Origin of the sequence: Paenibacillus sp. FSL R10-2736, from assembly GCF_038000245.1 — a bacterium.
Lineage (GTDB): Bacteria > Bacillota > Bacilli > Paenibacillales > Paenibacillaceae > Paenibacillus_AQ > Paenibacillus_AQ phytohabitans.
This window is the reverse complement of the sequence record NZ_JBBOBN010000001.1, coordinates 5,456,273-5,476,386: the sequence shown is the minus strand read 5'-3', so window position 1 is coordinate 5,476,386 and position 20,114 is coordinate 5,456,273. Positions and strand designations below refer to the sequence as shown.

Here is a 20,114-nt window from a genome sequence, read left to right as displayed (position 1 = left end):
AGTTAATTAAATGCATAAGAGGTCTATATTCAAAATCTTGACTTCTTTTTAAGCCTTTTTGGAGAAGTAGAATATAAATTATTTTGAATTTTAAATAGTGTGGTCGGCGATCTTTAAAATGCAAAGTTACGGGCCAATGCAAACTTAACTTTTGATTTTAACTTTGATTTTTCGGGTTTTTCGGCTCTAAAACCTGAGTTTCTGCAATTTTTTTAGGGGGAGTGTTAAGTTTCTTATGTGCTTGGTGGTTGATGGTTATCTTAGAAAATTGAAAATTATCACGTAATACATTTTTCAAGAGGTTGCTCAATACATACACGGAGCTGAAGGAAAGCCTTACATCAGTTTGGCCTATCCGGATCTTCAGTTAGTGTGAAGGGCGATGGAAAAATGATGAAAACCAAATTTCAGAGAGCAGATGTTAATGAGTCAGGAGGTGCTAAGGCTCAAATGCCTAAAGGCCTTAAGGAATTGGCGGAAGAGTATTGGGATATTTCTCTTTTGCTTAAGGAGCATCATGGACTTGACGGAAAAACATACGTGGTTAAAATGCAAAGCAAATGCGGACAAACAGATCCATTATTCTTTCCAGCGGGTGAACTTGAAAACTCCAAGCAAGAAAAAAGAATAATTGAGGAGCTTGCTAATAGAGGAGGTTTTGGGAGCGACATGTTTGAACCACTTAAAGAATTCGTTAAATTTAAAAAAATACTTGGCGAGACTTCAGAAGACGATGGAAGTTATAAACGTTACTTCTTAGGGCAGGCTGAGACAGTAGGGGGGGAAGAAAGCATGAAAATGTATGAGAGAGTGGTTGAACACGTAATGGATAACAAGACTGTGTTCCCAACTAAAACTAGTAATAACTACTGCGAGGGCTACAGTAAAGGTCAAATTTTAGATGATGAAAAGTCGCTTAGAAAGTATAAATGCCAGACGGTTGCAATTGTAGCTGCGCACCTCAATGATATATATAGATTTAGAAATACAAAGGTTATGAACGCTCTTCTGTTAAAACTTGAGAGTAAAGGTCTTGTATTTACTAACACCGATGAAACCAGAAAACAGGTAACGTTGGGTGGAAAGGTTCAAAAATGTTATGTTTTCAAAATTGATTTTGAGCCTCCAGTTGAATCGGGCGATAGCAATGTCTAAGAAGAATATTAAATCCCTAAAAACCATAGGGGGTAAGGTCCGAATACTTGAGCCTCTAATAAAAATAATTACACATGAACTGCGCACCTCTGGTATTGCCGGTTTTATGGACTTATTTGGAGGCGGCAATAAGTTCATACCACAACTAAATCAGTATCTAACACCGGAACGTGTATACAATGAATTAGATCTTGGAATTGCGAATCTATGGGAATGTACCAAAGACTACGCCGCCATAATGGAGGTAATTAATTTAACTTGTAAAATACAGGGAAGCATAAATTCTCAGAAGACATTCAATATGGCTAATATTAAGAGGCGTCTACCCGAAACCTCAAAGTTGGAGTCAGCGGCACTTACAATTATAGTTGCTGAATATAGTCGTGCTGGGGATAGAAAAACATTTTTTTCGAGTAATGCCGACAATGGCATTACTCGAAAAAGTCTGGAGAAATATTTGCCTCTAGTTCCTATTATGCGTGAGGTCACTGTTGCCAACAAAAGTTACGAGTATTATTTTGAAAATTACACGGACAGAAGTGACATGATGGTTTTACTCGACCCTCCATATGTTGACTCTGATATTTATCTTGACGGATTCACAAGAAAAGATCATGAGGTGATGGTTGGAAATATTATTACGAATACGAAAATGAAGGTTTTACTCTGCGGAACTGATAATGACATCTACGACAAGCACTTAACGGCAGAAAGAGGATGGTATAAGTACTGTCTTGGTGATATATCTAAGCATAGCAGCCCCAAAAAAGGTGAGAAACAAACTGAATATATTTGGACAGATTTTTCAATTCCTTATTATCTACTACCCAAGCAACATTCTTATTTGTAGCAGCGCATCCTGTGATGTTGTTCTATTGGTCATCTGGAAAATGATAAGACTACAGTGAATTGAAGCCTCATGAGACATTTTGTTTCCTGAGGCTTCAATCAGTTCAATAACAAAGCAACTTAACGGCTAAGTATCCTACAGTTTACTAACCTCGTATTTTTAAAAAATTACTTGCTAAATTCCTGCTTAAAGGAACACTCCCTCAAAACTGATTTTCCTATGTCTTGTTGCACCTTTTTGGTTTGTTATGGTTTCTCTAGTGGCATTTTGACGTTTGCGTTATGTGCCTTTTGTTTTCGCCAAACATGTGTTCTTGTAGTGTGCTCTCTCCTTTATATTACGTTTGTCTTTCAGGGGCTTACAGGGCTGTTTAGGGGGCTTACAGGGGGGATTAATATAATTGGTAGTAAATCTCTTTATGTTATGGGATTATATTGGATTTTTTTTTGTAAAACTTGCTTTTCAGTGTCGGTTCAAGTTATTGTAAAAAATGTCTAAAAGTTAAAATGTGGAATTATTTAATAGTCCTGTTTTCAGTGCATTAAAGCGCACTAGCCTTAGCAATCATAGACTTAACGTAGGATTCTATTTACCTCAAAATTTGAGAAAACACAAGATTGCCAGAGAAAACAAACGATAATAGGGTGGCTTAGAGGAAAAAAATATTTTTTCATGAGCTACATACCTCTCAATGTACTTCTTATGAGCACTAAAAAACTTATGCATTCTTTTTGTAGCAGTGGAGGAACAAACTTAAAAATCCATAAAGTGTATTACCTCTCGGGGTAGTACACTTTTTATTTTAGAATACTAATTTCCTTTGGGAAAGAGAATCTAAATAAAAGCAATAGAAGGAGGAAAGAATGTTACCTGTAATGTATAGTGATTTGACCATTGGAGTGGAGATTGAATTTACTCGATTGTCTCGAAAAGAGGCAGCGGATGTAGTAGCTAAGTTTTTTAGCACTACTATGGTGTTAATACAAGAATATTGTGACAGCTACGAAATAAGTGACACAATGAATCGTATATGGAGAATTAAGCGTGATGCATCTATAAGGCCAGAAATGCTAGGAGCCGGGGTACTAAAGGAGGGGGAAGATGATTTTAAATGTGAACTGATATCTCCAATTCTCCAATATAGAGATATAACATTACTACAAGAATTGATTGTGTGTTTAGTGGAAAACGGTGCAGGTACAAACGAAAGCACAGGTTTACATATTCATATTGGAGCGGAGCGATTCACTCCAAACAGTTTGAGAGTTCTATGCAACATATTGTATGCCAAGCAGTTATTACTGAATAAGTCAGTGCAAATAACTAAGTTTCGAAAAAAGTATTGCAGAAACCTGCCAGAGAATTTCATAATTCTTCTCAATAAGCATAAACCAAAAACATTCGAGCAATTTGCTGATATATGGTATAGGGGGGAAGGCGCATGGATTTATAACAGGGGGAAACGGTATCACGTAACTCGGTACAGGATTCTCAATTTACATCCCCTTCTTGGGGGAAGCCAAAAAACAATTGAATATCGTCTTTTTAATGGAAGCCTTGACCCTATTGCTATCAAATCCTATATTCAGCTTTCTCTATTAATTACAGCACAGGCGTTAAATCAAAAGAAAGCCACTAGCCGGATCTCTACTCAAGAAACAGGTAATGATAAGTATGCTCTGCGAGTCTGGTTGTTAAAACTTGGGGGAATTGGAGTTGAGTTTAAGTCTATGCGGCACTATTTAATAGGGCATTTGAATGGTAATGCTGCATGGCGTACTCCACCTGTAATAAATCACATTATATCTGAAACTATTTGAGGCGGGGAACACGAACCTATACGGTCAAAAAATCTGGTAGTGTTATAAAGCAATGATACTCAAGAAATATTCTAATCACTTAGCGAAACAAAAATACTTTTTCCACCATGTTCTACAGCGCGATCATATATAGTAGGGAGAGGTATGTGGACAATGATAATTAAAGGGAAATAAGAACAGGAAGCAGAGGAAATAACAACAGCAATGGTAATACCTGCTAGACAGAGAGGCTTTTCTTGAGAATTATGTAGCTGGCCAACCCAGTCATCCAGTCAACCCGCTCATTGAGTCAACCCAGTCAACCAACCCAAAAGTATTATTTCATGGAGCTAAGTAAGTATAGAACCATTATCTGTACAAAGGAAGTGACTCTACAAATGATTTATCTTGATTTTAAGGATAATGGATTTAAACGAGCAGTGATGAATGCCTTGAAGGTGGCAGAGAACAGCTTAACCCAACAAGACATTTCTAAAATTTCGGGAATAGTTGTGAGTACTTCTTCGGAACAAGCACTTCCTATTCCTTGGTTACTGGAGGGGTCATCATTTGGAATGCGTAAGCCTAATCTGTATTTTAATGTAGCCGACTCGGAAAATTGCTTATGGGAAGAAGATCTAAAACTGTTCAAACATATCTCATCGCTTTATTTATTTGTTAGAGTAGGAGATCTCGGTTATCTTAGGCATTTTACTGAATTACGAGATTTCTATGTAGCTAAAGGAAGCACTACCTTAGATTGGTCATTTTTAGAGGAAACAAAGCAATTGACTTATTTGTTACTCCAAGAGGTTTCATTAAAAGACCTTGAAATGCTACGGAGACTGGCAGAGTCCCAGGATGAAGAAATTTCCACAAGTAAAAAGACGATTTTTAGACGCTCGGGATTGACATGTCTTCGCTTAGCGTACTGCAATATAGAAGATGTTTCTCCTTTAGCGTCTTGTAGGTGGTTAACGGAACTAGATCTGTCGAATAATAATATCAGTGATTTCAGTTCGTTATTGGGGTTACAACATCTCTATAGTCTTACTCTAAGGTATAACAGTTTATCTGACTTGTCTTTTATTACAAAAGATTGTCCAAGTATTTCTTATTTGAACTTACGTCATAACAACATTAAGGATATCTCCCCCTTGGTTTATATGGTAGGAGTATACAAGCTATATCTTGGGTATAATCCGATAATTGACTTCAAGGTTTTAGATCAGTTGAAGATACGTAATCATGATGTGGAAAGCTATAGTGGCCGGAGAAGAACATAGTGTGATGGTTTAAGGCTGGTACTGTAACATATTCGCTTGTACTTCTACATAAAAATTCAGTCCTTCAAAGACACCTCTGCATTTCTGGGGTGTCTTTCTATTTAGAGTGTTACGTACTTAAAGTTTAGACAATGGACTTAATGAGTCCATTACCATTAATATCAAACATTTGAAAAGCGGTTCCAACCATGTCTTTGTCTGAACCAAACAGTGGTTTTGTTTTGTCATGTATTCCACTTATTCTAGTCACATGATCCATTTGTTCCTGCATGAATTGAGAGTTGCACAAAACAGCTACTTGTTTACTGTATTTTGTCAGCTCCTGTTGAAATACCACTGCTCTGTCTGAAACCTCAGGTGAATAAACCACCGGCTCACCATCAGAAGCCATCATATCCCGGTGATCTACAATAATGTTTAACTCATCTTTCCCGTAAGCTGAGCATATTCCCATTAACTTTGTGCACATATAATCCACATCTGGCCCCGTTAGTAGACCAGTCACTTGAAAGGCTAATACTTTCTTTTCGGGGTCAAGTTGATACTTGAAACGCTTAAGAAACGGAATAGTGAAATCCTTCTTTAAATATGTAGCCCCTGCAGAGAATCGTTCATCTGAAAATATGTAACGCAACGAAACATTAAGAGCTTTAGCTATTCGTTGCATACTATCTAATGTAACATTACGTTTTCCCCGCTCTACGCCACTTATATAAGTACGATCTAAACCAGAACGAAAGCTCAGTGCATCTTGTGACATGCCACTCCGCGCCCGAAGCTCTTTCACTCTTTTACCAAACTCAACTTGAATATCCAACACGATCCCCCCAGTGATAGCAGCTTAAATGTTTTGTCGGTATTTAGTAGATGTGACTCATAGTCTATAGAAATAATCATTGGGCTAGAGTATGCTATGTTCGAGTAGTATAATTACCCAATTATAATACACGTATTATAGTACGTAATCAATAGCGTGCAATGAACACTAAGGTCTTGATAATACTTGACCTGTGTTTTTCACGGGAAATAAGGGGTGAAAGAAACAGCTTAATTAACTAAATTAGAGGAGAGAATAGAATGAGAAAGTACTTCAGTTTATTATTATCTATTGCACTTTTAATTGGTGTTGTACCAATGGTTCATGCTGAGGAAGTGCCTGCTTTTGCGATTCAACCTGAATATGATGGAGCGCAGGTCTTTAGTGATAACGGATTAGCATTTGTTGAAAAAGGAAGCAAATGGGGAGTCATAGATACCCATGGTAATGAAGTGGTTCTGCCTAAGTACGATACTCCTCCACATGACGATGAATGGGGTATCGCTGCCGATCCTTATTTTTTCCAAAATGGAATGGCTAGAGTTTACTTGAATGAGAAGTGGGGATTTATTGATAGTACTGGAAAAGAGGTTATTGAACCCAAGTACAATGATGCTGGGACTACCTTTAATGATGGCCTCGTAGCAGTACTGGGTGATGAAGGCTGGGGATATATAAATAAAGCTGGACAAGTTGTAGTTCCCCTACAATATTCACAAGCTTCTGCGTTTAACGATGGAGTAGCTGTTGTCACTGAAAGATTAGAGGATGGGGGTTCTTCGGGACTTATTCTCATTGATACAACAGGGAAGATCATTGCAGCAACGGACTATAATTATAATTATGATATCGAACCAAATGATAATTTGTTCGATGAAGGGTTGTTATGGGCATTTGAGTTCATTCCGGATGGTTCGGATAATTATCCATATGGCCAAGATAAGTATGGTGCCATCGACCGTGCCGGAAATGTAGTTGTAGAGTTTAAATATGACGAGCCTACGCAAGAATTAGATATAGAGCATGATAACAGAGCCTACAACTTTCAAGATGGATACGCTATCGTTGGACAAAATCAAGAAAGGGTCATAATTAATCTGACAGGAGAAGTTGTTGCGAGTTTAGAGCAATTTAACGGTATAAAGGATTTATATATTTCGGACTTTTATGAAGGAATGGCGAATTTCATACTTCTGGATGGAGACGAAGACTGGGAATCATGGAAGTCTGGTTATATCAATGTTAATGGTGAAGTTGTTATCCCTCCGCAATTTACCCAATATGGAGGCAACTTCTCTGAAGGGTTAGCCGCAGTTCGGCAGAATAACAAATACGGCTTTATTGATAAGTCTGGAGATTTTGTAGTAGCCGCTCTCTATGATCAAGTTTCTGAATTCCATGAAGGTATTGCCTTAGTTAAAAGTGGCGAAAAGTATGGTTTTATTAATAAGACTGGTGAAGAGATCGTAGCTCCTCAATATGACCAGGCTCTATATATTTCCAATCTTATAGATGGTTCCTCTAACGGTTACTTTTTCAATAATGTTGCTGCTGTTGAACGTAATGGTAAATGGGGATTTATTGATACTACTGGTACAGAAGTAGTGAAACTGCAATATGATCAAGTGAATGCATTTAATTCAGGGTTTGCTGCAGCTTCTTTAAATGGTAAATGGGGTTATATTAGCTATCCCTCTGCTCCAGCAATCGGTGCACCTGCTCTCTTGGCACCTATATCTGCAGAACCGGGAACTCAAGAAAATTCTACGGTTATAACCGCAGTATATGAATATCCAGAGCACCTTCTTCAATTAATTGTAACGGATGCGCCAATTGCAATTCCATATTTGGAAACAGACAAAGTTCCTTCAAATGCTATTACTTTGGAAAGTAACGGGGTAGCAGGAAGCAGGGCAGGTGAATTAAACGCAGTTTCTGCAGGACAAACTGTGGGTGTATATGAGACAGACAATACTGGTAAGATTTATCGTTTCAGTTCACACTTACTTGTGACTACTGATATTAAGGCAGGAGTACCTGCTCCATCTCTAAGTCTAACTGCTGCACCAGGTACAGCTACGGGTTCAGTTGCAGTGTCAGTTAGTACTTATAACGAATTAAATTATTTGTCTTTGAGAGTATCAACTGTTTCCATACCTACACCTTATAAAGGGAGCATAGCTCCTAGAGGCGTAGGGGTAATTAGTCCGTATATCTCTGGAAAAGACATACAAGGTTTATCCGCCGGGAATTATGTTGGCATCTATGAAGTGAACTCAGAAGGGAAAGTAGAAGGGTTCGCTCAGGTCCAAATCAAAGCATCGGATTTCAAGACATCAACAGGCAACACAGGGAATGATGGAGGTTCAGGTGGCGGAGGTGGAGGAAGCGTGCCTGTAGCCACACCGGCATCTACTTCAACTCCAGTTCCAATTAGCAGTAGTTCTTCGCTAAATATTGCAGCGGATTGGGTAACCAATGAACTTAAAGATTCCACTAAGTCCACATTAACCATTGACTTAGACACACTTAAGGCAGATGCAGATCATAAGAAATCGGTCGTTCTTTCGGTAGAAGCCATTAAACTTATAAAAGCTGCTGGGAAATCTATCACACTTAAAAGTGAAGGTGTGGAATGGAGCATTCCACTGAGTGGACTTCAGGCCATTGCTGATCTTACTTTAACGATAGGTCAAAAGGCAAGTATTAATGCTCCGACACAAACTGTTGGTAAAGTACTGTATAGTTTTAATGCTAGTTCCGAGGGAAAAGAGTTTACGGTTATTGGAGCCACGGCGACAATTAAGTTACCAGTACCAGCCGATGTGAAGGATGCAGAAAAATTGGCTGTCTATAAGCACGGTTTGGATGGGAACTGGTCATATGCTGGAGGACGCATTGCTTCAGGATCACTCACATTTAAAACAGATGCATTCGGAGAATATTTGGTTGTTGAGTCTACTAAGACTTTTGCTGATATAGCTGGCCATTGGTCACAACGTACTGTGGAAATTTTAGCTGCAAGGCAAATTGCCACAGGGGTAAGTGAGGAACAATTCGCACCTAATCAGCCGATAACCCGTGCTGAGTTTGCTGCACTGCTTGTACGTGTGCTGAAATTAGATGCAAGCAACGCCACCTTCAATGATGTATCTAGCAGCGCGTGGTATGCGGGGGAGGTAAGTGCAGCAGCAACAGCCGGTATTATTGAGGGGAATGCTGGAGCGTTCAGACCTAAGGATGCTGTAACCAGACAAGAAGCTGCTCTTATGTTAACAAGAGCATATGAGAAGATAAGTGCTAGCCATAATGTAGAGGGGCAGAATGCCTTTACTGATAACACTGCGATAAGTGCTTGGGCTAGTGAAGGGGTCTCTAAGGTAACTAATTTAGGAATAATGCAAGGCATGCCTGATGGGGCCTTTCATCCCTTAAACAAAACCACACGTGCTGAAAGCCTTACTACATTATTACGTTTATCGGACTTGTTGAAGCTGTAAGCTTCTAGAGAGAAAACCAAAATACACCTGCTCAATTGCGCTGGTCTCTTAGAGGCTCGCAACTGGTCAGGTGTATATTTAATTTATCTACTTATACTGGGGGTCTTCTGTCTTTCCATTCGTCAATTTCCCGAGGATCAACTTCGAGTATCTCGCAGATATGTAAAGCAATGTTAACCGCTGGCGTTGTAATCCCATATTCAATATTTTGATAATGCTTCAAAGAAACGTTTAGTAATCGGCTTAATTTCTCTTGAGTATAGTTTTTATCAGTTCTGGCATCGCTGAGCTTCAATGGGAAACACTCCTTGCCCTTTTCCCTAATCGTAGACAATACGTGAACTTTTGATAACAAATTATAATTGGCGTACTATAATACACGAAGTATAGGTGGTATTTTGGCTTTTACCTTGAGATATTAATTTGTGAAGATGATTAATGAACTATGATTGCAAAGTTACTAAATTTCTGGAGTTATGAATGTCAGTGATGATGGGTTAATGGTCTAATGAACACCAACTTGTAATATGTAGCATAGAGGTGGAGAGTGTGTTTTATTTCTATCAGAGTGCTGGTGTTTAAGTATTGTAATCATACTTTCCGGTATTTCTTACAGCTGTTGTTTCGTCTGCATGCTTAAAGAAGCTGCTAGTTTGCAAGTGGCCAAACGGCTAAGTGGATTTTCTTTCTTGCTCATAGTTCAATGTTTTTAGGGACTTTGTGCTATAGCATTTATCTAAAAATTCGCTAGGCACTGAAAACAAGACATCAACTTAAAAAAGACAGTATAGCACTCCCCGCTGAGTCTATACTGTTTTTCTTTTTATAAGTGTATAAATTCTTTTAGTCTTCACGAACATTTATTTAATTTACACAGTAGATTCGGGATCAACAACATAGATGGACACCTTTAATTTCAAATGTTATGGGGTTTTAAGTTAGACATTATTATGTAATTTAGTACAAATTCAGAAAGGGGTAGTTTTGTTGAAGATTCTCAATGATCTGCAAAGGCACTACGCACGGTATTTTGAGCTGGTCTTTTCCGATCAAGTGAACAATCAAGTGAGGATGTTGATTTCGCAGAAATATAACGCACTTCGAACTATTGAGTTTTTTATGTTTGAAGACTTTTTGCAAACACTTCCTGATTCTGCTCAGCAATGTATTAAGCATTACTGTTCAAACGGCAAATGCCTTATTACAACTGCAGCCTTCCTCAGGTTGGATGTAATTGAACTTAAAACAATTCTTTCTGAGGTTGAGATGGAAATGGAAGCATTCCTGGGTGCTAAAACAATTAACAACATTGAGTTGGCTAGGAATGAAAAGGATGTATCTGAAGCATTGGCGCACTTTAAGTCAAATGTTCTAAAATATCAAGTTAGTAAGATGCTCAAAAGACCTTATTGAACGTGAGTACGTTATGTACCAACTTTTCTATTAGGTAGCCCCCGGAGTTAGGGTGTCGCTTTAAAGGAACACTATCCGATAAATCGGACTAATGGATTGTATTTGGGCCTTGCGTATAGGTCAAAACTCTTGAGTTTTGGCCCCCTCCTTAGATAGCGAAAAGCAGACGGTATAATGCGGGTTTAGCGGGTGTCATAACTGGGGGTCATAAATCAAATTAGGCGGTGGGGGTAAATGGGCAAAATTATCGGATACTGCAGGGTCTCTACAAGAACACAACTGGATGGTAATAGCTTGGAGCAACAGAGCCTGGAGATTAGGAGCAGGTACAATAACGCATTTATCATCGAGGAGCAGTATAGCGGGGCAAAAGATGATAGGCCTAAATTTAACCTCGTAATTACTGGATTAAATGCCGGGGATATTTTAGTGGTCACCAAGCTTGATCGATTCTGTAGAACTGTAAGAGAGGGATTGCGGTATGTTGAGGAATTGCATAGCAGAGGGGTAATAATCCACATTTTGAACATGGGTCTTGTTGAGGACACACCAGTCGGGAAAATGCTATTAACCAATCTTTTCGCATTTGCAGAATTCGAAAGGTCGATGATTATTGAGAGAACACAGGCTGGTAAAGCGATAGCTAGGCAAAAGGAGGGGTTCCGTGAAGGAAGGCCCCCAAAATTCACTAAGAGACAAATAGATCATGCTATTGAGATGTTACAAACTCGCACAATGAAAGAAGTTGTTGATATAACTAGGATTAGTGAAAGTACATTAAAGAGAGAACTTCGGCGTAGGAAAAATTCACATGAGTAAAAACGGCTAAATTTTATCCTTAAAATATTCCTACGACGAGCCAAAAAAAAAGGGGGGGACAGTTATTAAAATTGAGAATTACGTGTTCGCATCTAGAACTTGTTAAGTCAAACTCTATCAAAAGTCTTTATAGCTCTTAATTTATAATTAATATGTCTATTATAATCTTCGCTCAGTTTATTGCTTGCATTATATTGACAACTATTGTATATTACTTCATTTACCCCTGTTACATCCAGAATAACTGCTTGACTCATTCCTTGAAGTATCATGTTAATTATTGCAAACTTCGAAAGACCTGTTGCAGTAAATGGATTTTTGCTTTGTCCTTCTAATCCTTCTAATTGGGATTTTGAATAGTATGAGTCTCGCGCTTTATCAAGCAAACCTGTAATCAAAGATGATGCTACTGGAGTGGAGTTTACTGTTAAAAATAAATTTCTATTCTTGGTAACGTTTTTAATTCTATGATTATAGTACTTCTTAAAATCCAGAAACAAGGAATATGGGAGTTCTAATTTTATTTCACCTTGTGTAGAATTATTACGTTTTACCTTAAGAATACGCTTTTCAATGTCAAAATCATCAATCAAAAATTGAGACACTCTGTTAAACTTAAAGCCGTACAATAGGATTAGTTTAATTATTAACTTTGGTTGTAAAGAAGAATTTTTTTCTGAAGTAGACTCAAGGATATTGCATAAATGTTCAAATTGGTCCTCTTCAATAGGAGGGTTTGTTTCTCTATCCTGCAAAAATCGGCCCTGTATCTCAAGACTTTTTTCGATTTCATGACTTAGCTTAGAGAAAGGCTGAATATTTTTTAAATTTTGATTTGGATATTTTTCGTTGAGTGTTTCCTCAAACAATCGGTTAAGAGCTATAAGAAAATCATCAATTGCGCTTTTACTTCTCACATTATTGTTATTTAAGACATAATACTCGCAACTCTTGATAACATCGTTACGTGTGAACTCATGCTTAAATAAAGCCTCAATATTGAGAGCATGTTTCTTTTGAGTGAGTATGTAGGGGAGCAAATAGTCTCGAAGTTTGGGTAAATATTGATGTTTTTCGTGGGGAGTGAGATTACTCCCGAAATAAAGTAACATACTTTCCAGTTCTATGTTCAAGTTTGTCCTCCTTAATAACGTTGCAAAACTATCGAATTGAATTGAGTGCTAAAGAAAACCTCTTCTACAAGAAAAGGTTTCTTTATCACATCTACAAATTAAGCACCGACACGTTTCTTAAATACATCTAGCCATGACTTTAACTTCTCCATATCTGCCTTTAACTCATCGGGTTCGGGAAGCATAATAGGAGTTTCATTAGCTTGAGAGTGCTCATATGTTGAATATTTTGTCATGTAATCCTCGATCATTTGACAATCTTCGGCAGAAATATGTGCTAACTTATGTATTTTTCCTAGAGTATTGACAGATCTTCTGAATCGCTGAACAACGTCACTTAATAGGTCATTTTCTACAATACGCTCTATTAATACCCTAAAGTCACTACATAAACCTTTAGCAATCAAATCATATTCAGTGCGTCCTTGTTCCTGGAGAATTCTACTTGCTTTAGGAAGTCTTTCTGTTAGGAGTTGATTAAGAGCTCTATCCGGCCTTTTGGCAAAGATTGGTGTTTCACCAGGTTCCCCACTTCCCCAACTTTCAGATCTAAGCCATGTAACATCATACTCAACATCTGACTCTTTGGCGGCTTGTTCCAATAGTGTCAGAAAAGAGAGTCTATGTGTAAATACAATGACTTGTCTAGTAGTACTGAGCTTAGCTATTCTTTTAACAGTTGCTTCCTCAAACACTTGATCTAGAGAAGAGATAGGATCATCAAAGATAAAAGGAGCGCTATCTAAGCCTCCTTCTACATCCGCAAGAAACCCAGCTAAAGACACTATTCGAAATTCACCTTCACTTAGTACATCAGCAGCTCTTACGGATGGTGGACATTCTTTTAGTCTAATTTGGTGATAAATTTGCCCTTTTTGTGCTCTGGTTTTTATCAGTTCAACATTTATTCTTATGCCACCAAGTTCTTTTAATTCATTTTGAAATCTCTTAACGTATTCAGTTGTAATCAGTTGGTCTGTCAACGAGGACTTTTTTGAAGATAATGCCTGAGTTTTTGTTAAGGTGATAGCTTGTTCATATTTATTTATCTTTTTTAGTTTCTCGATGTTATCAGCGATACTAGCTTTATTTAGATGCAGCCATTTGCGAGCTTCGAGAGAAGTTACATAGTTTTTTATAACGTCTTTGTTGTCAGCCTTCGATAATTCACTGTAAGTAACAGCTTGTTCATCATTTGCTAAAACGGATTCATTTAGACTGAATATGATATCTTCGGATGGTAGGCATGTGACTTCATCAATTGAGTTAGCGCTAAACAAACTCTTTTTTCGTAATTGTAGAACAGTGCAGAAATCTATCACCCCTTGTTTATCAAGTTCAGACATTGCTCCAATAGAATTGAAATACAATTCTAACGTCTCGAGAGTTGGTATATCCATTACTTTTTTCAATAATGTTGCAAGATGATCTTCTGCTTCTTTTGCTTGAGTATTCAAGGCAGCCTTAACATAATTCTCAAATGAAGTTATTCTTTCTCTAGCTGGTGATGTTAAGGGTTGCTGACATAAAACACAGTGAGCATCTTCTGAAACATTTGGAAAACTCTCATTTGGATAAGCATGCTTCTCAGAAAATATTCTTGCTTGTTCCCAAAGTAATTTCCAGCTTTCGGAGTGTACTCCTTGTAAGGGGAGATTTTCAAAAATAGCATTAGCATCTTTTTCTGCTGCATGCTTTTTCCGTTCACAATCTACTTTTGCATTAATGATATCTAAGCAGGCCTCAACATCAAGAGATTTTTTAACACCATCCAACAAATTATGTAAACTTTTAATCCTGCTAGAAACTTGTTTGAATTGTTGTGCTTTTGCTAATGGGACAGGTTCATTTAATTGCCTTCTTTTTTGATTCAATTTTTCTTCATCTTCAATTGCCCATTCACAACTGGTTTCAACTTCTTGAGCCAAAGTTGATTTACTGATTCCTCTTAGCCACAATATAGAGTTTGTATTTGAATAATCAATCGGGTACTTGAATTCCAAAAGAGATATTTTTTCTAACTCTTCTTTAAGAAGCTTGCTCACTTCCTGACATGTATTTGTTAATTTGCTAAAAAACTGAAGAAGCCAGGGTTCGTAAGCCACTTCATTCTCATCATTAACGTATATATTGGCACAATTAGTATCATACAATTGCAAATTCCTAAGTTCATCTATAACTCCCATAGCAGGATTCCAAAGTAGTTCACTCTTTTCTTCGTTTCTAGATATAGTGATGCTACATTCTTGAGAGTGTTGTTCTTTACTGTATACATTGCCCATTAGTACACCAGGTTTTTTTGATCCAGAGATATGTTTTAATAAACGCACATAACTTGATTTTCCAGAACCATTTTGGCCGTATATTATGGTTAAATGCTTATTTAATTTTAATGGGTTTTTTGGAGAGAGAGCACTAATACCCTTGATGCTATTAATACTTTCAAGTCTTAAATTAGCTGGCTCATCTTTAACTGATAAACTACCTGATGAAATTCGAGAGTAGTTTTTTTCAGATATTGATATTTGTGCTTCTTTTTTGCATAATTCTGTAAGGTCTTGATAGTCTTCAGCGGTTAGTGAATCGTTATTAAGATGACGATAAGCAGCATCTTGTAACCAGAGTGGACGCTGTCCTAACCACTGCTCAACGTCTCTAAAAACCTGACTCATGTATGTTCCTCCTATGAGAAAAATTTGGGAATATACTCCAAGTATATCATGCTTGTACTATACAGTCTTATTATGTTGGTGTGGTGGCAGAACCACAATGTACTAAGTGATTGCTAGATATTCGGTTGTACCTAATCTGAAGATATATTCTGTCATCAATTATGGAGACACTATGTTTAGATATTTAGATGTTTTTGAGAGCGGACTTTTAATCTCAGGATAAAAATATCTAAGATAGAGTATTCCCTTTTAAGAGAATATTCCTTGAATATCTTGTTGGCTATATTTTCTTTACAAAACTTATTTTCAGCAAAAATTGACTTTTGTCTACAGAATGTTCTTATTTAATGGCAGGTATTGGTTCTTAAGGACCAGAATATGGATGGAGAAATAGTGATAAAGAAAAACCATGGAGGGTGAAGAATGTATAACACAAAACGAGCCATATTTATTGACTTTAAAGAGCTAAAGGAATTTGCAGGTGTAAGTCATGAGAAGCGGATTGTTGATGCTTATCTGGACAAAGACAAAGATCGCATTGTAATTGAGATCGAAGCTGGAAGAAGACTTCGTGATGCATCGGAAGAACTTATCATTGATCGCACCACTAATCAAGTATTAAAGCACTATACAGAAGGTAAACCGATTAATCAAGATCGTCAAAGAGAACTCCGTGAACTCCATGGACGAGTTGTGGGAAAGGAATTGGAGAGGTTTTGAATATATAAAGGTCAAAAGGTTCAGTGCTCATTTAGTCCGTTGTTGTGTACCTAGTTTTTTGAACGGGTGTTGTTTGAAAATTAAATTAATATGATTGTGCTGCTGGAGGAAACATGAATGGATATTAACTATAATTTTACGTTCCAGCCTGTCGGACAAGGGTTGTTCTACACCGGAAGAGTTGGAGACAAGAATTTTGTATATGACTGTGGATCGAATAATAAATTTCAGTTGGAAAAGTGTATTAGTAATTATGGTGAAATTAATGGTGCTGTCAATTGTATAGACTTGTTGATTATTTCTCATTTTCATGAGGATCACGTGAGCGGGTTAAAACAATTACTTGACCAAGTAACTGTGGATACAGTGGTTCTTCCATACATAGGGGATGTTGAAAAGGTATATTTGTTAGCCAGAGGAGGGTATGGCGATACTACGTCTACGTTTGATTTGTTATTCGATCCAGTTCGTTATTTTTTAGGAGGCAAAAAGCCTAAAGCTAGACGTGTTATATTTATTGCTCCTGGTCGGGCAAACGGTCCAGATGACATTGAAGTAGTAGTTCCAAATGACAATAATCCTTCAATTGATACCAATCAAATGGAAGAGGACAAGGAAGTAAAAGCAACTTTAAAACAGGATCTGTTTTATGATGAATGTTTTGAGCGTGATAAGTTAGCAGTATTTAAGCATAATAAACCACTAATACTATCATCTATATGGATATTCAAATTCTTTAATATTAAAGTTAGCTCTGATGCACTAAAAAAGTTTCAAAGAGAGTTGAAGCTAATATTAGATTTTTCGGATAAGACTTTGCTAAAAAGACAGTTGAAAGAACCTAGAGTTAGAAAAATAATAGCTACATGTTATGAAGAATCTCTTAATAAAAGAAGAGGTGATTTTAACGATACATCACTTGTATTATTCCATGCTCCATTAAAACAATATAATAAGACAGGTATAATGAGTGTAGTAAGAGACTTTAGGCTGCTTAATATACAGAGAATTGATCATAGGGATAGGACTATTAATGATGCAATAGGGCAACTCTTACTCGGGGATATTAAACTAAGTGAAACTAATTATTCACAATTCACAAGACATTTTCAATATGAGTTGCAAGAGATTCTCTTTATCCTACTTCCACATCACGGGTCTAAACATAATTGGAATAGAGCATTGCTTAAGGACTGTGTTAATGCAGAAACTTTCATCTCTTCTTCAGGCTTTTCGAATACTTATGGACATCCAAGTATCGACGTTGTTGATGACATAATTACATGCCAACAGGAGTTTATTGGTGGAAGTGAATTTGTGGAAATATGGGTGAGCGGGTGGACATCTCAAAATTAGTAAAAGAAGAAACCTATCAGTAAGGTAAAGAGATTGTTATAAAACTTATTTATGCTTTCATTTAGTATCTTCCATCGACATGAAATTATGAGTACCTCAAGGCAGGGTCAATATGACTCTGCCTTTTTCATGTGCGCCCAGCATGGGCGTTATCTTTAGAGTGAATGTCCCGAACGGGGGCTGGCGAGCGCCTACCGTTAGCCAAGGGCAAGGGTGTCCACGGTGAGGTGGAATCTGAAGGAAGCCAGAGGCAAAAGCACTGGCCAAGGTACACGAACTGGATTTGAGGCTGTGTCAGTCGGATGAGTCACCCATACATGACGAAATCCAAAGCCGCTAAGGGCTGACGCGGTAAACTCCAGTGGTCGCGGGCGGAAAGATGACGTTCTTATCTGGGGAGACCTGCTAGACAAGCAAGGAAAAAAACTTGTAACCGTAGTCGAGAGGCTACGCTGAACTGGCAGGAATCAGCAGAGGCCATAGTACGTAAGCTGTTGCAACAGCTTACGGAAGGGCTGAACCGAAAGGAGGGAGGAAACCGATGCGTTCGTATGAAGAGCAAAGACAGCCGAATATCTCACAAGAGAGCTACCAGCAAAGAGAAGCGGTGAAGCCGTCAGGGTATGCTGGAGCGCAGAGTTCTTCGTCGGCACAAGTCGCCCCTTCCTAATAACTTGCTGGGTCGAATGCTCGAAGGAAGTAACCTTCGACTCGCCTACAAACGGGTGGTCCAAAACGGAGGAGCTCCCGGTGTGGACCATGTAACGGTAGCGAATCTACAAGTGTACTTAAAGACACATTGGGAATCGGTGAAAGCCGAACTACTAGCAGGAACCTACAGACCTGCGCCAGTCAAACGGGTGAAAATTCCCAAACCTGGAGGCGGTGTAACGCTGCTAGGCATTCCGACCGTCATGGATCGCTTTCTCCAGCAAGCCCTTCTACAAGTGATGAACCAGATCTTTGAAGCACAATTCTCGTGGTATAGCTACGGTTCCCCGGCTGGGAAAGAGTGCGCATGACGCAGTGAAACAAGCCCAAAGATCTATCCAAAGTGGCCTGAGATGGGTCGTGGACTTGGATCTGGAGAATTTCTTTGACCAGGTAAATCACGACATGGCAAGAGCGGCGCGGAAAGTGACGGACAAACGTGTGTTGACACTCATTCGAGCCTACTTAAACGCCGGAGCCATGGTAGATGGAAAGTTGGAGTGCAGCCAAGATGGAACGCCACAAGGCGGTCCCCTCAGTCCGCTTTTAGCAAACATTTTACTGGATGATCTGGATAAGGAATTGACCGGACGCGGCATGCGATTCGTCCGCTATGCGGACGATTGTAATATCTTTGTCTTTGTGGCGAGTAAACGAGCGGGAGAACGAGTCATGGAATCGGTTAGTCGATATTTAGAAGGAAAGCTAAAACTGAAAGTGAACCGGGAGAAAAGTGCAGTAGCAAGGCCTTGGCACCGGAAGTTCTTAGGATTCAGCTTCCTGAGCCAGAAACAGGCGGGGATCCTAATCGCACCGAAGAGTCTCCAAGCATGTAAAGAGAGAATTCGAGAGTTAACGAACCGGACCTGTTCCCATCTCAATGGAAGAACGAATCAGCCGATTAGATCAATATCTGATGGGCTGGCTTGGCTACTTCCGTCTCGCCACGGCGAAGACACACCTCCAGAAACTGGATCAGTGGATTCGGAGAAGACTCCGAATGTGTTTGTGGAAGCAATGGAAACGAGTGCGTACACGAATCCGTGAACTCCGGGCACTTGAGGTACCGAGTGGGCAGGTTTGGCGATGGCTAACTCGCGGCACGGAGCATGGAAAATGTCCCGGAACACAAATAGTACCCTTCCGACTTCCTACTGGGAAGCGAAAGGGCTGAAAAGTTTGCTTTCACGTTATCTGGAGCTTTGTTAACCTTTTGGAACCGCCGTATGCGGACTCGCATGTACGGTGGTGTGAGAGGACGGGGGCTCAACAATAATGATGCTTTTCCCCTCTCACACTCCGGTAAATGTGATTTTTGTATTTATGGGTTGCATCAATTGTCTTTGACGGAGTTGAAAAGTTTTAAGTTGTTCAACTAATTAGAGTAGATTCATAAATTATCGTTCAGGAAGCAATGACAATAGTAAAGATTCAGGTAACACACGGCAGTAACATTATCAACTTATTTGAGCATGTTCCAGCCGGATCAGCGCGCTGGACTTGGTATCGACAAGATGGAGGAATCAATTGGAGGCCTGCTCCTTTCATCAAGACTGATGAAGGTACGCGCGACAGCTTCGGCTCGAACCCGCAGAACAGTATCCGAGTTGCCACTCTCACCATGAATGATGTGTATCTTTTTATCCCGATGGTTAAGGTTGGTCGCAATGCGTAATTTGAGTCGTGGTTGAATTATCATGCCAAAGGGGTATCGGGAAAGAAATTTTTGAAGGTCTTGCAAGCCACTTATACATTCCCGTCATTTAGGTTTAATCGGATTATTCAATTTATCTGGTAATGAAGTTCAGCAACTCTTTTAAAGAGTATTTAATTAACCGGCACATGTGTCGAATTTTTGTTATAATTTAGGTGATTAATTATTC

At 38.7% G+C, this 20,114-nt stretch carries 13 protein-coding genes and 1 pseudogene; 10 read left to right on the top strand and 4 right to left on the bottom strand.

What is annotated here, in order from left to right; genetic code table 11:
* Positions 1–390: 390 nt before the first annotated feature.
* The 4 genes from NSQ73_RS23440 to NSQ73_RS23425 all read left to right on the top strand — a co-directional run bounded on the left by NSQ73_RS23440 (position 391) and on the right by NSQ73_RS23425 (position 5,090).
* A complete protein-coding gene (locus tag NSQ73_RS23440; RefSeq protein ID WP_340988380.1) occupies positions 391–1,155 on the top strand; it encodes a hypothetical protein in 765 nt (254 codons plus the stop codon).
* The gene (locus tag NSQ73_RS23435; protein WP_340988379.1) at positions 1,148–2,005 is read left to right on the top strand and encodes a hypothetical protein; all 858 of its coding nucleotides are present in this window, start codon (positions 1,148–1,150) and stop codon (positions 2,003–2,005) included. Before NSQ73_RS23440 ends, NSQ73_RS23435 begins: the two co-directional genes overlap by 8 nt.
* Before the next feature lie 863 nt (positions 2,006–2,868).
* Positions 2,869–3,825: an amidoligase family protein gene (locus NSQ73_RS23430; RefSeq protein ID WP_340988378.1), complete on the top strand. Its 957-nt coding sequence runs from the start codon at positions 2,869–2,871 to the stop codon at positions 3,823–3,825.
* A 377-nt stretch (positions 3,826–4,202) separates the two neighbouring features.
* Positions 4,203–5,090: a leucine-rich repeat domain-containing protein gene (locus NSQ73_RS23425; protein ID WP_340988377.1), complete on the top strand. Its 888-nt coding sequence runs from the start codon at positions 4,203–4,205 to the stop codon at positions 5,088–5,090.
* A gap of 124 nt (positions 5,091–5,214) precedes the next feature.
* Here the strand turns inward: NSQ73_RS23425 and NSQ73_RS23420 are convergent, their stop codons facing one another.
* Positions 5,215–5,907: a helix-turn-helix domain-containing protein gene (locus NSQ73_RS23420; RefSeq protein ID WP_340988376.1), complete on the bottom strand. Its 693-nt coding sequence runs from the start codon at positions 5,905–5,907 to the stop codon at positions 5,215–5,217.
* A gap of 260 nt (positions 5,908–6,167) precedes the next feature.
* Here NSQ73_RS23420 and NSQ73_RS23415 point away from each other — a divergent pair, with 260 nt between their 5' ends.
* Positions 6,168–9,407, top strand: coding sequence for a WG repeat-containing protein (locus NSQ73_RS23415; protein WP_340988375.1), 3,240 nt, complete (start codon positions 6,168–6,170; stop codon positions 9,405–9,407).
* Positions 9,408–9,498: 91 nt separating this feature from the next.
* Here NSQ73_RS23415 and NSQ73_RS23410 read toward each other — a convergent pair whose 3' ends face one another.
* A complete protein-coding gene (locus NSQ73_RS23410; RefSeq protein ID WP_340988374.1) occupies positions 9,499–9,702 on the bottom strand; it encodes a helix-turn-helix transcriptional regulator in 204 nt (67 codons plus the stop codon).
* A gap of 692 nt (positions 9,703–10,394) precedes the next feature.
* Here NSQ73_RS23410 and NSQ73_RS23405 point away from each other — a divergent pair.
* Positions 10,395–10,820 carry a hypothetical protein gene (locus NSQ73_RS23405; protein WP_340988373.1) on the top strand — a complete coding sequence of 142 codons (426 nt, stop codon included), beginning with the start codon at positions 10,395–10,397 and terminating at the stop codon, positions 10,818–10,820.
* Between the two features lie 234 nt (positions 10,821–11,054).
* Entirely contained in the window at positions 11,055–11,639 is a 585-nt protein-coding gene (locus NSQ73_RS23400; protein ID WP_340988372.1) for a recombinase family protein, read from the top strand.
* Between the two features lie 107 nt (positions 11,640–11,746).
* On the opposite strand, the gene NSQ73_RS23395 is transcribed toward NSQ73_RS23400, so the two are convergent.
* On the bottom strand, positions 11,747–12,772 hold the full coding sequence (locus tag NSQ73_RS23395) for a hypothetical protein (protein WP_340988371.1): 1,026 nt from the start codon (positions 12,770–12,772) through the stop codon (positions 11,747–11,749).
* 98 nt (positions 12,773–12,870) lie between these two features.
* Positions 12,871–15,444: an AAA family ATPase gene (locus NSQ73_RS23390; protein ID WP_340988370.1), complete on the bottom strand. Its 2,574-nt coding sequence runs from the start codon at positions 15,442–15,444 to the stop codon at positions 12,871–12,873.
* Positions 15,445–15,867: 423 nt separating this feature from the next.
* Between NSQ73_RS23390 and NSQ73_RS23385 the strand changes: the two genes are divergently transcribed.
* The 3 genes and pseudogenes from NSQ73_RS23385 to ltrA all read left to right on the top strand — a co-directional run bounded on the left by NSQ73_RS23385 (position 15,868) and on the right by ltrA (position 19,440).
* A complete protein-coding gene (locus NSQ73_RS23385; RefSeq protein WP_340988369.1) occupies positions 15,868–16,164 on the top strand; it encodes a hypothetical protein in 297 nt (98 codons plus the stop codon).
* A gap of 117 nt (positions 16,165–16,281) precedes the next feature.
* Positions 16,282–17,520, top strand: coding sequence for an MBL fold metallo-hydrolase (locus NSQ73_RS23380; protein WP_340988368.1), 1,239 nt, complete (start codon positions 16,282–16,284; stop codon positions 17,518–17,520).
* Between the two features lie 541 nt (positions 17,521–18,061).
* Positions 18,062–19,440: pseudogene (ltrA, locus tag NSQ73_RS23375) on the top strand (group II intron reverse transcriptase/maturase).
* Positions 19,441–20,114 lie beyond the last annotated feature (674 nt).

Bases quoted from the DNA above. Each gene is read 5' to 3' on its own strand.
- NSQ73_RS23400 (WP_340988372.1), top strand. From the start codon at position 11,055: ATGGGCAAAATTATCGGATACTGCAGGGTCTCTACAAGAACACAACTG.
- NSQ73_RS23440 (WP_340988380.1), top strand. From the start codon at position 391: ATGATGAAAACCAAATTTCAGAGAGCAGATGTTAATGAGTCAGGAGGT.
- NSQ73_RS23415 (WP_340988375.1), top strand. From the start codon at position 6,168: ATGAGAAAGTACTTCAGTTTATTATTATCTATTGCACTTTTAATTGGT.
- NSQ73_RS23380 (WP_340988368.1), top strand. From the start codon at position 16,282: ATGGATATTAACTATAATTTTACGTTCCAGCCTGTCGGACAAGGGTTG.
- NSQ73_RS23385 (WP_340988369.1), top strand. From the start codon at position 15,868: ATGTATAACACAAAACGAGCCATATTTATTGACTTTAAAGAGCTAAAG.
- NSQ73_RS23435 (WP_340988379.1), top strand. From the start codon at position 1,148: ATGTCTAAGAAGAATATTAAATCCCTAAAAACCATAGGGGGTAAGGTC.
- NSQ73_RS23425 (WP_340988377.1), top strand. From the start codon at position 4,203: ATGATTTATCTTGATTTTAAGGATAATGGATTTAAACGAGCAGTGATG.
- NSQ73_RS23430 (WP_340988378.1), top strand. From the start codon at position 2,869: ATGTTACCTGTAATGTATAGTGATTTGACCATTGGAGTGGAGATTGAA.
- NSQ73_RS23390 (WP_340988370.1), bottom strand. From the start codon at position 15,444: ATGAGTCAGGTTTTTAGAGACGTTGAGCAGTGGTTAGGACAGCGTCCA.